This window comes from Rhizobium sp. 42MFCr.1 (assembly GCF_000377185.1).
GTDB classification, from domain to species: Bacteria; Pseudomonadota; Alphaproteobacteria; order Rhizobiales; family Rhizobiaceae; genus Rhizobium; species Rhizobium altiplani.
In genome coordinates, this window is sequence record NZ_KB897829.1 from 20814 (window position 1) to 34270 (window position 13457).

Sequence of the window (13457 nt, forward strand, 5' to 3'; positions counted from 1 at the left end):
GAAATCTGCATGTTAGTCTCCGTGGAAAGTTTGGAGTGGAAGGGCTGAGATATGCGGATGATCAGTTCTTGACCTTGGACCAGCGGCAGAGCCGGGCCTGCAGGGTCTCCAGAATGAAATTCGCCGACAGACCGAGGAGGGCGAGCAAAAGGATGGCGGCGAACATCAATGGAATCTGGAAGTTGTATTGGGCGTTCATCACCTGAAAGCCGATGCCGGAATTGGCGCCGATCATTTCGGCGGCGATGAGCAGCAGAAGTGCGGTCGTGGCGCTGAGTCGAAGGCCCACGAAGATTTGCGGCAGGGCCGCCGGCAAAACCACACGGCGGAAGACGGTGAGCGGCTTGGTGCCATAGACGCGTGCCATCTCGATCAACTTCGGATCCACCTGCTTCACGCCGCCGATGGTGGCGAGCAGGATCGGGAAGAGCGTCGCCCAGAAGATCACGAAGATCTTCGAGGTTTCGCCGAGACCGAGCAGCAGGATGAAGACCGGATAAAGCGCGAGCGCCGAGGTCTGGCGGAACAGTTGCAGGATGGGATCGAGGCTGCGCTCGATGATCCGGATATGCCCCATGAACAGGCCGAGCGGAATGCCGACGCCGACTGCCGCGCCAAAGGCTGTGCCCGCGCGCTGCAGGCTGATGAGAATGTCGCCGGAGAAGGTGCCGACGGTAACGCCGTTCCAGAGGGCCCGCAAAATCGCGCCCAGCGGCGGCAACACAGCCGGATTGGTCCAGCCGAGCGACGGTGCGATCTCCCAAAAGAGCGCAAAGACAATCAGCAGACCATAGCGCGACAGGAAATTGCGCAAGAATGCCAGGGCCTCCCGCACCGGCTTCTGCCGCCAGAAAGAGGTGATGTTATAGCTCTGCAGGGCGATCTGCTGTTCCGTATCCAGGGCCATGGCCAGTGCTCCTTTTGCGGTTTCGCTTATTCGGCGGCTTCGGTGTAGGCGGCACTCCACCTCGTGTGGGGAAATGGCAGCCCGAGATTTTCGCGCAGCGTCTTGCCTTCATAAGCAGTCCGGAACAGCCCGCGGCGCTGCAGTTCGGGAATGACGAGATCCACGAAATCGTTGAGGCCGGTAGGCAGCCAGGGCGGCAGGATATTGAAGCCGTCCGCAGCCTCGTTCTCGAACCATTCCTGCAGCGTATCGGCGACTTGTTCGGCCGAGCCGACGATCGTGAAATGGCCGCGCGCGGACGCGATCCATTGATAGAGCTGGCGAATAGAAAAATCGTTGTCGTCCGCGATGCGGCGGATCAGCTCCTGCCGGCTCTTCATCCCCTCTGTCGGCGGCGCCAGCGGCAGCGGACCATCGAGATCGCAGCCGGCAAGGTCGAGTTCGCCACCGGTCAGCGCGTTGATCAGCGCCAGTCCGTCCTCCTCCACAATCAGGCTCGTCAGTCGCTCGTATTTTTCACGCGCCTCGGCCTCTGTCCGGCCGACGAAAGGCGAGACACCAGGCATGATCAGGACATGGGACGGATCGCGGCCGAAGGCGCGGGCACGGTTCTTGACATCCCGGTAGAATTCCCGCGCGCTTTCGAGCTTCTGATGTGCCGTGAAGATGACTTCGGCGGTCGCCGCCGCAAGTCCGCGCCCGTCATCGGATTGTCCGGCCTGCACGATCACCGGATGTCCCTGTTGCGAACGCGGAACATTGAGCGGCCCCTCGACGGAAAAGTGCTCGCCGCGATGATTGGTGCGATGCACCTTGTCAACATCGAAATAGACACCGCTTTCGCGGTCGCGGATAAAGGCGTCATCCTCGAAACTTTCCCAAAGCTTCTTCACCACCGCGAGATGCTCTTCGGCCCGGCGGTAGCGTGCGGCATGAGGGATTTGCTTGTCGAGGTTGAAATTCCGTGCCGCGGCTTCGGTTGCGGTGGTCACCACGTTCCATCCGGCGCGCCCGCCGGAGATCAGGTCGAGCGAAGCGAATTTGCGGGCGACCGAATAGGGTTCCTCGTAAGTGGTTGACGCCGTCGCTATGAAACCGAGATTTTCGGTGAAGGGCGCCAGGGCTGAAAACAGCGTGACGGGCTCGAACCCGGCTACCTTTGCATTGCCGCCTTCGATGCCGCCGCCGAAAGCCACCGCCAGCCCGTCCGCCAGGAAATAGGCATCGAAAAGACCACGTTCGGCCGCCTGCGCAAGCTCGATGTGAAACTTCAGGCTCGTCGCCCCGTCGAGCGGCTGATCCGGATGACGCCAGGACGCAATGTGCTGCCCGCCACCGGGAAGGAATGCACCAAGCTTGATCTGTCGCGTCATTTTCAATCTCCCGTTGCTGCTTCACGCTGCTGCCGGACGGGCAGGCGGGCAAGTCGGGAAAGACTGGCACATAGTATATATATTACATAGATTTTATTTTTTCGTGTGTGCGGTCATAGGGTGAAAGATTTTTCCTCGGAAGGCTCCCTGCAATGGTTTTCCACTACCACGCGCTCCTGCCGTCAGACGAGAAGTTGGAAGGAGGCAGTTGTCTCGCATTGCGCTGACACGTCGCCGACATTGATCGGTCGCCGATTAGGCGAAGACGCCGAGAGGTCTGGAACCGATACGCCGCGCCAAAGAGGGTTCATCGGCGATTGGAGCCGCGCGGGTAAGGACGGCGGGCCCTGACCCTGCTGGTTCGTCCCCCGTCCGATGCTCGACAAAGCACCGCGAACGAGATCAGTGGCCGTCGTCCTGTTGTGATCCGGCGCGGATGGCGGCGAGCACGTCCTTCTGCAGGGCGATGAAGTCCGGCGTGGCGATCATGTCCTGATGCCGTGGCCGGGCGAGGCCGACGTGGAAGGTCGCGTTGATGCGGCCGGGATTGATGCTCATGGCGACGATCCGGTCCGAAAGGTAGACGGCCTCCTCGACGTCGTGGGTGACGAAGAGCACGGTCAGGCGGTGCTCTTCCCAGATCTGGGTCAGAAGCTCCTGCATCTGGTGGCGGGTGAGGGCATCGAGTGCGCCGAACGGCTCGTCCATCAGCAGCATCTTGGGCCGATAAGACAAGGCCCTAGCGATCGCCACGCGCTGCTTCATGCCGCCGGAGAGTTCGGAGGGAAAGCTGTCGGCGAAGCGACCGAGTTTCACCAACTCGATATGGTGGCGCGCGACGTCGCGGCACTCCGCACCCGTGAGCCCCGCGGCGCTCAGCGCGAATTCCACGTTCTGCTGCGCCGTCAGCCAGGGCAGAAGCGTATAGGATTGGAAGACGACCCCGCGGTCGAGGCCCGGTCCGACGATCGGCACCCCGTCCGTCAGGAGCACGCCGTCGTCGAAGCCCTGCAGGCCCGCGACGATCGACAGGAGCGTGCTCTTGCCGCAGCCGGACGCGCCAACCAGTGAGACGAATTCGTTATCGGCCAGTTCCAGGTCGATGTCGCTCAGTGCGTGCATGCGGTTCTTCTTCGAACCGTACCACTTGTTGAGGGACTGTAGCTTCAGTTTCGGCTCGCTCATCTCAATGCCTCGACGCATAACGGAAGAGGACGCGCTCCAGCGCCTTCATGCTCTGGTCGGTGATCAGGCCGAGCACGCCAAGCAGAAGGATGTAGCCGATGATCGTCTGCGTCTGGAAATAGCGTTGCGAGACGACGATGCGGTATCCCAGCCCCGACGTGGCGGCGACCAGTTCCGCGAGCACCAGCCAGGTCCAAGCCCAGCCGAGGCTGATGCGCAGCGTATCCCAGATGCCGGGCAGCGACGAGGGCAGCACGATGCGTGTCAGAATGCGCGTTTCCGAGAGGCCGAGCGTGCGCCCGAGCCCGACGAAATCGGGCGGCACGCGCTTGACGCAGTCCATCACCATCAGCACCTGCTGGAAGAAGGTGCCGATCCAGATGATCACGAATTTCTGAATATCGCCGGTGCCGGCCCACAGGATGGTCAGCGGCACGAAGGCTACGACCGGCATGTAGCGCACGAAATCGACGAAGGGTTCGATCGCCGCTTCCCAGGTCTTGAAGCAGCCGATCATGATGCCGATCGGAATCGCCATCGCCGAGGCGAGCGCGAAGCCGACCGCCATACGGTAAAGGCTGACGCCGGCGTCGCTTAAGAGCGTACCGTCCAGCGCCAGTTCCACCATCTTGGAAAGAACAGCGCCAGGGTGCGGCAGGAAGATCGGCTTGACCCAGCCCGTCCCCGTCGCCGCCCACCACAACGCAAAGAGCAGCACAAAGACGCAGACTGCAATCGCCACGAACGCGTGCGCGCCGAGCGGATCGCCGATGCGGAAGGCGCTCGGCGGTCGGCCGACGCCCGCGCGCGGTTGCGCTCGGGAGCCGCCCTTGGATGTGGAGGAGGCTTCGGGAGCAGACATGGCTTATCCGTTTCTTGAAGCGCCGCTACTTGTTGGCAGCGTCGACGAAGGAGGGATCAATGATCTTCTCGGCCGATACGTCGGCGGTCAGAATGCCAGCCTGCTTGGCCGCCTTGAGCACGTCGCCGAAGGTCCTGCTGGTGAAGTCGCCGGCAAAGGCCTTTGCTGCTTCAGCGGTCGAGTAATACTGCACGCCGTCGAAGGCGGTCGCGAGATCTTCCGGCGAGGCGCCGACTGCCTTGGCGATGATCGTCCGGTCTTCCGCCGTGTTGGCCTTGTAGTCGGCGAGCGCGGCGTCCCAGGCCTTCAGCATCGCCAGCACTTGGCCTGGCTTCGACTTCAGCACTTCCTCGCGCACCACGAAGACGTCCGAGACGAGGCCCGGATCCTTGCCGGCCTCGAAGAGCATCTTGATGTTCTTGTCCTGGGCGCGGGCGGCGGAGATATAGGGCTCGTAGGTGACGGCAACGGGGACGCGGCCGGCAATCAGCGCCGAGCCCGCATCGGCGGCCGGCATCGGCACGCGGGTGATGTCATCGATGGTGAGGCCGTGGCTGGCCAGCGCGTAGTTGAGGAGGATGTCGCTCGTCGTTCCTTCTTCGAAGGCGATGTTCTTGCCCTTCAGGTCTTCCACGCTCTTGATGTCACCGCCGGCGAGGATCGCGTCGGCCGAGAGGCTGAAATCGAGGAGCGAGACGATCTTGACAGGCAGGCCTGCGGCGACCATCGCCATGGCGGTGTGGGTGGCGATGTTGGCCGCATCAAGCTGGCCGCTCGCCAGCGCTGCGTTGATGTCCTTGTCCTCGGTGAAATTGACGATCTGGACGTCTTCGAGGTTCTGCTTCTTGAAGAGATCCTTGGCGGCTGCCACGTGCCACTGGCCGTAGCCGAGCCAGGGCTCGATGCCGAGCTTGAAGCTGCCCGCCTCCGGCTTGGCTGGAATGTCGGCCGCACCGGCAGGCAGCGCCTGCGTCAGCAGCCCGACGAGGCCGACGGCGAAGGCGAGGCGAGAGAATTGGTGTCTGATGGATTGGTCTGTCATGGTTACCCTCTCTTTGTCCTTTGAGTTGTTGATTTAGGCATAATCGGCAACGCCACTGCTATCTATCTTCAGCGTTCGCCATCCCTTCGCAGATAGGCGTCGCGGACCGGCGAGACCGCGTGGGCATGCGAGGAGAAGCCCTCGTAGACGGCGAGCCGGTGGGCATGTTGGGCAAACTCAGGATATGCCGGCGCCGTGACGTAGCCGATCGAACTGCGCTTGACGAAATCGGTGACCGAGAGCGGCCCGAAGGTGCGCGCCCAGCGGCTCGTGGGCAACACGGCGTTCGGCCCCAGGCAGAAGTTGGCAATGCTGACAGGCGTGTGGAGGCCGAGCAGTATTTCGGCGGCCTCGGTGATATGGCCGAGATGGGCGAAGGCGTCGCGCGACAGGATTTCCAGGTGCTCGGGCGCGAAGGCGTTCACGACTTCGTAGCTCTCTTCGAGCGACGAAGTCAGCACGATGCCGCCGCAGGTGCCCGAGAGGACCGTCCGGGAAAAGGCGACGCGCTGTTCGGTCATCCGCGCCCAATGCTGCGGCAGGGCCGCGAGCGCCTCTTCCGCGACGCGGCGACTGTGGGTGACGAGATAGGCGGAGGAGTCCGGCCCATGCTCGGCCTCGATCAAGAGATCGAGTGCCGCAAGGCCGCCATGCACGGTATCGTCGGCGAAGATCATGGCTTCCGAGGGGCCGGCGGGCAGGCCGGTGTCGATGACGCCGGCAAGGCTGCGCTTGGCCGCGACCACCCAAGGGCTGCCGGGACCGACGATCTTGAGCGCCGGCTTGATCGTCTCCGTGCCGTAAGCGACGGCCGCAACCGCCTGTGCGCCGCCGACCTTGTAGACCGTTTCGACGCCGGCAAGGCGGGCGGCCACCAGCGTTGCCGCGTCCACCGTGCCATCAGGTGCCGGTGGCGTGACGATGGCAAGCTCGGGAACACCTGCGACCACGGCCGGCACCGAAGTCATCATCGTCACTGACGGAAACGAGCCCTTGCCGCGCGGCACGTAGAGTGCCACGGACCGGATCGGCGTAAACCGGTCACCGGCAAAGGCCCCGTTCCGGATTTCCTTCAGCGACATGGCCGGCGGCTTCTGCTCCTCGTGGAAGGAGCGGATGTTCTGGATGCTGAACTTGATAGAGTCGATGACAGCGTCATCGACGAGCTTGAAGGCGGCGTCGAACTCGGCTTCGCTGACCTTGATGCGATCCTCGGAGATGTCGGCCTTGTCGAGCTCCCGCCCGAAGCGCGCCACCGCGCGGTCGCCTTCAGCGCGCACCGCCTCAAGGATCGGCCGCACCTTTTCGATGAAACCAGAAATATCGGTCTCAGATCGGCGCAGGAGATTGGCTTTCGCCTCCGCACTCAGCTTGGCATAGTCGTAAAAGGAAACGTCGCTCATTGCAGGTGCCCTCGTTTGCGCCGGAAACGGCGCGGATAGTCCTCGCACGGTTTTGCGCTCATGCGGTCTCTGCGCTTCACCGTAGCCGTTATGTACGTACCTCTCGCCATCGGCGCCTTCAACGCCTTTTTCGCACAGCTGCGAGGTGTTCCATGATCGTCGCCGCAGCCGCCTTGCCCTTCGCACCGGTTTGGCCTCCACGGCACTAACATGCGAAAACACTTATGCAAAAGGCTGCTGCCGGCATTGCCAGGAAGGTAGTCCGATCCTGGGCGGCGGCGCCCGCTACTCATTAGCCGAGCAAGCCGCGTACCGGTTCAGATAGGGTCGGCCGTAGGGCTGAGTTCTGCGGAAGATCTCTCAGATTGACGCAAGGAAACCGCCGTCGACTGGAAGGCAGTGGCCGGTGATGTAGGCGGACGCGTCGCTGGCGAGGAAAATCACGGCGCCGCCGATGTCGGCGGCTTCGCCGAAGCGGCGTTGCGGGATCCGATCCAGCATGCGCGCCTGCCAGGCCTCGTCACGATAGAAGTCCTCCGTCATCGCGGTACGGAAATAACCGGGCGCGATCGCGTTGACGCGGATGTTCATTCCCGCCCACTCCGTGGCCAGCGCCCGCGTCATCCCGAGCAGTCCGGATTTCGATGCCCCGTAGGGCACCGCGGTCGGAATGCCGACGAAGGAAGTTAGTGAGCAGAGATTGACGATGCTGCCGCCCGAGACTTGCCGCGCCATCTGCCGGGCCGTCGCTTGTGCCCAGAAGAAGGAGCCCTTGAGGTTGGTGTCGATGATCCGGTCCCAGAGCTCGCCATGGACATCCAGCGACGGGGACACCTGCTCGACGCCGGCGTTGTTGACCAGAATGTCGATATGGCCGGCCGAATCCTCAAAGGCTGACAGGGTCGTTTCGATCGACGCGAGGTCGGTCACGTCCTGGGCCGCAATATAACAGCGCCTGCCGCGCGCCTCGATGCGCGCTCTGGTCTCAGCAAGGGCAGCTTCCTCGCGCGCCGTCACACACAGATCCGCGCCTGCATCGGAAAGCGCCAGCGCGATCGCCTGGCCGAGCCCACGGCTGGCACCGGTCACGACGGCGATACGGCCCTCAAGGCTGAAAGATGATACGGACATTGCTGCTCCCTTCGCAAACGGCGCTCTGCGTCGTCCGGCTCAACGCGCCGAAGCAGCCTGTGAAAACGGCGCCATGCAATCACCTTTTCGCCGCCATATCTAGTGCGATGCGATCAGCGTGCCATTGTGTCCCGCCGGCATTGAGCGCCGGACCCGGTCCTGAACAATCTCGGGACCGATGAGTTTCTTCAAGACAGCGCAACCGATGGAGATCATCATGCCCGGGAAGGACAAGGAACTGTCGCGTGAAGAAGACTATCGCGATCTCGAAGAGCGCAATATCGATGAAGGCTGGCCTTATGCCGATAAGGGGCCAAAAGGAGCCGCTTCGGCAAATCGCGCCTATGGTTCAGATGACTCCGGCCGAGACGACAATAGTGGCTTCCGGGTGGACGGTGTGGACGAGGATGGCAATGAGAATCCTCTCAAGGATTCGCTGCGCCCAGGTATGATCGATCGCGACGACAGCGGTGAACTGGAAGCGAAGGTGACTGAGAACCTCGAGAACATCCCTGACCTTGATATCGACAGTATTGACGTTCACGCGGACGGCCATACCGTGACCCTTGAGGGACAAGTCGAAACGATAGGAATGGCACGCAAGGTTGAACTCGCGGTACTCGCTGTCGATGGCGTGCGGCATGTCCGGAACAACATCGAGACAATAGCGGCTGACTCGCATATTCCGACTGACGATTGACGAAATGGCACGGCGAGATCCAGACGGTCGAGCGCTTGCGCTCTTCCGTCAGATACATTGGCGCCACAGTGCGTAGGGTCCGCGAAATCCGTCCGGTCCTTGAAGTTGGATCTTCGCATGCTCAACGGAAGAGTTCGGGCAACTCCGCTCGGGCGATCGCTCGGAGCCGGTCTGCCTCGGCTTTCTCGATGGAGCGGTATGGCCAGCGCAGCTCCGTTCCGACGGGGCCCCAGCCGCCGATTGCGCAGAGCAGTTTGTCGAGCGCGGCATTCGAATAGCCGTAAGTTTGGCGGAATGGAACGATGTGGCTGTCCATGAACGCGCAAATCCGCTTCTCGATGGCCAGCGCCGCGTCGATGTCTTCTGCCATCAAATCGGTCCACCACTGGGCGCCGCGCGGGCTGAGACAGGCCACGTTGGAAAAGGCGCCGGCGGCAACGCCGTGTTTCATGCCGGTCGCGAGGTGATGGCCGGGAATGAAAAGTGCGAACTCGTCAAGGTATTCGCGGGCAGCGGCATACCAAGCGGCATCGCCATCGGCGAGCTTGATGCCGACGACGGCAGGCAACGGGCGGCAGATGGCAGCCAGATCGCGCGGCGACAGTGCCCGCTTGGCATGTGGGGGATTGTAGAGGATCAGGGGATTGCCTCTGCCTCATTCGCCGCGCGTTTCAGGAAATCGATTGCCTCAACATCCGTGACCGGCCACCAGTCCGGCAGAATGACCTGGATCGCCAGCGGCTTCAGAGCGGATGCGCGTGCAACACGCGACAGAGCGATGTGCGGATCGGGCTGGCAAGCGCCGATCACGAAGGGCATGCCGGCACTCGTGCAACGCTCCGCGAGGGTGATCTGGATCCTCTCGAACTCGGCGTCGGTCTGATTGTGGAACTCGCCAGCCGTACCGTTCGAATAGATGCCATCGACCCCCGCTTCGATCAGGATGTCGATCTCTTCGCCGAGTGCCGCGAAATCGATCGCGTCGTTCCCCATGAGCGGCAGGAGAAGGCTCGCCCAATTGCCGGCGATCGAATGTCGTCTCTGCGTCGTCAAGGCATGGCTCCCAAAGGTATGTCGTCGCGAATGCACGCCTTGAGATGCCCCGGCGCGACTTCCCGCAACTCCGGAACGGCCTGGCTGCAGGCTTCGATTGCGTGCGGACAGCGGGTGCGGAAAACACAGCCGCTCGGAGGATTGGCGGGGCTTGGAATTTCACCCCTCAGCACCTGCCGGTCGCGTTTGGCGCCGACATCCGTGGAGGGAATGGCGGAGAGAAGCGCGCGCGTATAGGGATGCTGCGGCCGGGCATAGAGATCGCTGCTCGTCGCGATTTCCATGATGCGACCGAGATAGAGGACGATCACCCGGTCACAGATGTACTCCACGACGGCCAGGTCGTGCGAGATGAACAGCATGGTCAGCCCGAGCCGCTGCTGCAGATCGCGCAGCAGGTTTATGACCTGCGCCTGAATGGAAACGTCGAGCGCCGACACCGGCTCGTCGGCGACAATCAGTTCCGGGGCCAGGGTCAGCGCTCGCGCAATGCCGATGCGCTGGCGCTGGCCGCCCGAGAACTCGTGCGCGTAGCGATTGATCGCTTCTGCCGGCAAGTCGACCTGTTCGAGAGCCACACGGGCGCGTTCGAGCCGTTCCTTGCGGGTTCCGATGCGCTGGATTTTCAGGCCCTCGGTCAGGATTTCACCGATGGTCATGCGCGGCGAGAGACTGGCGAAGGGATCCTGGAAGATATACTGCATGCGCGGACGCATGCGTCGCATCGCCGTGGATGAAAGGCCGGTCAGTTCGACGCCATCGAAGCGGACGTTGCCAGATGACGGCTCGACCAGGCGAAGGACAGAGCGGCCGATTGTCGTTTTTCCACTGCCGGATTCGCCGACGAGCCCTACGACTTCACCCTTACCGATGTCGAAGGAAATGTCCTTCAGGATTGTCAGCTGCGTACCGTGGGATGCGTAGCTTTTCGACAGGTCGCGAACGGAAAGCAAAGGCTCGGTCATCTAAATCTCCCGCCAGCGAATGCATCGGCTCTTATGAAGCGGTCCGACGGCTTCGAGTGCCGGAACCGCTTTCCCGCAGGCCTCGATTGCAAATTGGCAGCGCGGTGCGAAGGCGCAGCCGGAAGGCATGTTCATGAGGCTCGGAACGACACCGGGGATGGCCGCGAGCTTTTCGCCCGACTGTTTCATCCGGGTCGCATCGCCAGGCCGGGGCATCGAGGCGAGGAGGCCCTTCGTGTACGGGTGCTTTGGATTGTTGAAGACCTCGCCGACCGGGCCTTCCTCGACGATGCGGCCGGTATACATGACGGCGACGCGATGGGCGATCTGGGCGACGACGCCGAGATTGTGCGTGACGAACAGTATGGCCATGCCGCGCTCGCGCTGGAGCTTCAGCAACAGGTCCAGGATCTGCGCCTGGATCGTCACGTCAAGTGCGGTGGTCGGCTCATCCGCAATCAGCAAGGTTGGATCGCAGGCAAGCGCCATGGCGATCGTCGCACGTTGACGCATGCCGCCGGACAGCTCGTGCGGATACTGGCCAGCCCGACGTTTGGCGTCTGGAATCCCGACGCTCTCCAGCAGCGAAATCGCGTTGGCCATCGCGACTCTCCGGCTTGCTCCGCGATGAATGCGAATGGGCTCGGAGATCTGGTCGCCAATCGTATAGACGGGATTGAGACTGGACATCGGCTCCTGGAAGACCATGCCGATGTCGTCGCCGCGAATGTCGCGCATCTCGTCTTCCGTCAGCGAAACCAGATTACACCCGGATCCGTCCTTTCGGCGCAGCCGGATGCTGCCTGCCGCTATCGACCCGATGTTGCGGGTCAGAAGTCGCATGACGGAAAGGCTGGTTACCGATTTGCCCGAACCCGATTCTCCCACCAAGGCCACGGTCTCTCCCGCGCCGACGGTCAGGTCGACGTCGTTGACAGCCGTGACATCGCCTCCGCGAATGCGGAAGATGGTCTTGAGGCCCTGAATGGCGAGGATCGGTTCGGTTGACTGCATGGAGATCACCCGCGAAGCAGACCGGTTGCACGCAGGATCTCGTTGATCCTCGCTGTTTCAGCTTCGTCGAGCGCTGCTCGCGGGCGCGGCATGACGGCGTTGTCGATGATGCCGAGGCTCTTCATCGCGGTCTTGAAGCCACCGATGCCGGAGGCGCCGCCGCTGACGCGGCCCTGGGCAACCCAGACGATTTCGAAGAGCCGGCAAAGCCGTTCCTGCTCCTTGCGTGCGGCGACCCAGTCGCCACGCTGGGCGGCATCCCACAGGCGCACGTAACCATGCGGATCGACGTTGGCGATGCCAGGGACTACGCCGTGGGCGCCCATCAGCAGGGCGTTGTCGACGACAATCTCCGAGCCGGTCATCAGGAACACGTCCGGCTGATCGGCAAGATCGAGCAGGGCATAGCGGAAGTTGCCGTCATCGCCGCTCGAATCCTTGAGGCCGATGATCGTGCCTTCTCTTGCCAAAGTCACCGTCGTCTGGCGCTGCAGCTTGACGTGAACGCAGACCGGAATGTCGTAGGCGACGAGCGGTACGTCGACGGCGTCGCGGATAAAGCGGAAATGGTCGAGGATCTCGGCTTGGCTGGTGACAGTATAGAAAGGCGCGGTGGCAACGACGGCGTCGGCGCCGGCACGCTTGGCAACGTCAGCGTGATGAATGACGCGATCTGTTGTCGGATCGATGACGCCGACGATCAGGGGCACGCGGCCATTCACCACCTTTGCCGAATGCTCGATGATCTCGCGGCGGGTCTTGTCATCGTGGAAAATTACTTCGCTTGTCGAGCCGAGCACGAAAACACCGTGACAGCCGCCCTCGATGAGGTGCTCCAGGACCCGCGTGTAGGACGGATAGTCGACCGTGAAATCCGCATTGAGTGGCGTCACGACCGGAGGAATTACACCTTTGAATTTCGTCATTGTCTCTTTCTTTCGGATGATCAGTTTAGTTCAGCACGAGGGTCAAAAGCGTCCCGAAGACCGTCGCCGATGAAGTTGATGGCAAGCACGGCAAGGATGAGCGCCCCACCCGGGAACAGCCATTGCCAGGGATATTGTTCGAGGACCGCCGTCGACCGGGCAGCATTCAGCATGTTGCCCCAGCTTGCGGCCGGCGGGGCGATGCCGAGGCCAAGGAAGGAAAGTCCGGCTTCAAGCAGGATGGCGTTGGCAATCTGCAAAGTCGCGTAGACAACAAGGATATCGATCGAATTCGGCAAGCCATGCCGGAAGAGGAGATGCGGCAGGCCGGCGCCCATTCCCCGAGCGGCGATGACAAAGTCACGCTCACGGAGTTCCAGAAGCCGTGCACGCACCATTCGCGCCAGAAGTGGCCAGGACAGCAACGAGATGACGAGTACCGTCGGCCAGATGCCCGTGCCGGCGATGGAGGCGAGCACGAGGAGAAAAATCACCGGCGGCAACGTCATCACGAGGTCGACGAACCGCATGCCCACGGCGTCGGCCCAGCGGCCGCCAAGGGCTGAGACAGCACCGAAGAGAAAGCCGATGACGGCCGACAGCAGCGTCGACGCAATAGCGACGAGGAGCGAGATGCGGCCGCCTTCCATGACGCGGGCAAACACATCGCGCCCGACGCCATCGGTACCGAACCAATGTTTCAGGCTTGGGCCCGAGTTCATCGCCAACAGGTCGATGTCGTTCGGCTTGAAGCTCCACCAAAGGGGATAGGTGAGGATCATTGCCAGGACAGGAACAGCCAGGCAGACACCGAAAACGGCGGCGCGGTTGATCAGGAAGCGGTCGAGTGCACGGGCGAGGGGGCCGGGACTGCGGCTAGGGGTTCTGGCCAGCAT

12 protein-coding genes and 1 pseudogene are annotated in these 13457 nt (G+C 62.4%); 1 reads left to right on the forward strand and 12 read right to left on the reverse strand.

The window, feature by feature from the left end:
• Positions 1 to 61: 61 nt before the first annotated feature.
• From C934_RS0113780 to C934_RS0113810, 7 genes are all read right to left on the reverse strand, one after another.
• A complete protein-coding gene (locus C934_RS0113780; protein WP_018857260.1) occupies positions 62 to 907 on the reverse strand; it encodes an ABC transporter permease in 846 nt (281 codons plus the stop codon).
• Positions 908 to 933: 26 nt separating this feature from the next.
• The gene (locus C934_RS0113785; RefSeq protein ID WP_018857261.1) at positions 934 to 2280 is read right to left on the reverse strand and encodes an LLM class flavin-dependent oxidoreductase; all 1347 of its coding nucleotides are present in this window, start codon (positions 2278 to 2280) and stop codon (positions 934 to 936) included.
• 402 nt (positions 2281 to 2682) lie between these two features.
• Positions 2683 to 3465, reverse strand: a complete 783-nt coding sequence (locus C934_RS0113790; RefSeq protein WP_018857262.1) for an ABC transporter ATP-binding protein — start codon at positions 3463 to 3465, stop codon at positions 2683 to 2685.
• 1 nt (position 3466) lies between these two features.
• Entirely contained in the window at positions 3467 to 4327 is an 861-nt protein-coding gene (locus tag C934_RS0113795) for an ABC transporter permease (protein WP_018117153.1), read from the reverse strand.
• A gap of 25 nt (positions 4328 to 4352) precedes the next feature.
• Entirely contained in the window at positions 4353 to 5369 is a 1017-nt protein-coding gene (locus tag C934_RS0113800) for an ABC transporter substrate-binding protein (protein WP_018857263.1), read from the reverse strand.
• A 68-nt stretch (positions 5370 to 5437) separates the two neighbouring features.
• On the reverse strand, positions 5438 to 6772 hold the full coding sequence (hisD, locus tag C934_RS0113805) for a histidinol dehydrogenase (RefSeq protein WP_018857264.1): 1335 nt from the start codon (positions 6770 to 6772) through the stop codon (positions 5438 to 5440).
• A gap of 360 nt (positions 6773 to 7132) precedes the next feature.
• Positions 7133 to 7903: an SDR family NAD(P)-dependent oxidoreductase gene (locus C934_RS0113810; RefSeq protein ID WP_018117156.1), complete on the reverse strand. Its 771-nt coding sequence runs from the start codon at positions 7901 to 7903 to the stop codon at positions 7133 to 7135.
• Positions 7904 to 8120: 217 nt separating this feature from the next.
• Here C934_RS0113810 and C934_RS0113815 point away from each other — a divergent pair, with 217 nt between their 5' ends.
• A complete protein-coding gene (locus C934_RS0113815) occupies positions 8121 to 8603 on the forward strand; it encodes a BON domain-containing protein (protein ID WP_018857266.1) in 483 nt (160 codons plus the stop codon).
• 121 nt (positions 8604 to 8724) lie between these two features.
• On the opposite strand, the pseudogene C934_RS31960 reads toward C934_RS0113815, so the two are convergent.
• The 5 genes and pseudogenes from C934_RS31960 to C934_RS0113840 all read right to left on the reverse strand — a co-directional run bounded on the left by C934_RS31960 (position 8725) and on the right by C934_RS0113840 (position 13457).
• Positions 8725 to 9596: pseudogene (locus C934_RS31960) on the reverse strand (dihydrodipicolinate synthase family protein).
• A gap of 56 nt (positions 9597 to 9652) precedes the next feature.
• A complete protein-coding gene (locus C934_RS0113825; RefSeq protein ID WP_018117159.1) occupies positions 9653 to 10621 on the reverse strand; it encodes an ABC transporter ATP-binding protein in 969 nt (322 codons plus the stop codon).
• Positions 10622 to 11635 carry an ABC transporter ATP-binding protein gene (locus C934_RS0113830; protein ID WP_037089755.1) on the reverse strand — a complete coding sequence of 338 codons (1014 nt, stop codon included), beginning with the start codon at positions 11633 to 11635 and terminating at the stop codon, positions 10622 to 10624. It abuts the gene before it with no gap.
• A gap of 5 nt (positions 11636 to 11640) precedes the next feature.
• Positions 11641 to 12561 (reverse strand): dihydrodipicolinate synthase family protein, encoded by a 921-nt coding sequence (locus C934_RS0113835; RefSeq protein WP_018857268.1) that lies wholly within the window; start codon positions 12559 to 12561, stop codon positions 11641 to 11643.
• A 20-nt stretch (positions 12562 to 12581) separates the two neighbouring features.
• Complete coding sequence (locus C934_RS0113840) at positions 12582 to 13457, reverse strand: ABC transporter permease (protein WP_018857269.1); 876 nt, start codon at positions 13455 to 13457, stop codon at positions 12582 to 12584.

Excerpts from the sequence above, each read along its gene's own strand:
- C934_RS0113785 (WP_018857261.1), bottom strand. The coding sequence starts at position 2,280 with ATGACGCGACAGATCAAGCTTGGTGCATTCCTTCCCGGTGGCGGGCAG.
- C934_RS0113780 (WP_018857260.1), bottom strand. The coding sequence starts at position 907 with ATGGCCCTGGATACGGAACAGCAGATCGCCCTGCAGAGCTATAACATC.
- C934_RS0113815 (WP_018857266.1), top strand. The coding sequence starts at position 8,121 with ATGCCCGGGAAGGACAAGGAACTGTCGCGTGAAGAAGACTATCGCGAT.
- C934_RS0113790 (WP_018857262.1), bottom strand. The coding sequence starts at position 3,465 with ATGAGCGAGCCGAAACTGAAGCTACAGTCCCTCAACAAGTGGTACGGT.
- hisD (WP_018857264.1), bottom strand. The coding sequence starts at position 6,772 with ATGAGCGACGTTTCCTTTTACGACTATGCCAAGCTGAGTGCGGAGGCG.
- C934_RS0113800 (WP_018857263.1), bottom strand. The coding sequence starts at position 5,369 with ATGACAGACCAATCCATCAGACACCAATTCTCTCGCCTCGCCTTCGCC.
- C934_RS0113835 (WP_018857268.1), bottom strand. The coding sequence starts at position 12,561 with ATGACGAAATTCAAAGGTGTAATTCCTCCGGTCGTGACGCCACTCAAT.
- C934_RS0113810 (WP_018117156.1), bottom strand. The coding sequence starts at position 7,903 with ATGTCCGTATCATCTTTCAGCCTTGAGGGCCGTATCGCCGTCGTGACC.
- C934_RS0113830 (WP_037089755.1), bottom strand. The coding sequence starts at position 11,635 with ATGCAGTCAACCGAACCGATCCTCGCCATTCAGGGCCTCAAGACCATC.
- C934_RS0113825 (WP_018117159.1), bottom strand. The coding sequence starts at position 10,621 with ATGACCGAGCCTTTGCTTTCCGTTCGCGACCTGTCGAAAAGCTACGCA.
- C934_RS0113840 (WP_018857269.1), bottom strand. The coding sequence starts at position 13,457 with ATGCTGGCCAGAACCCCTAGCCGCAGTCCCGGCCCCCTCGCCCGTGCA.
- C934_RS0113795 (WP_018117153.1), bottom strand. The coding sequence starts at position 4,327 with ATGTCTGCTCCCGAAGCCTCCTCCACATCCAAGGGCGGCTCCCGAGCG.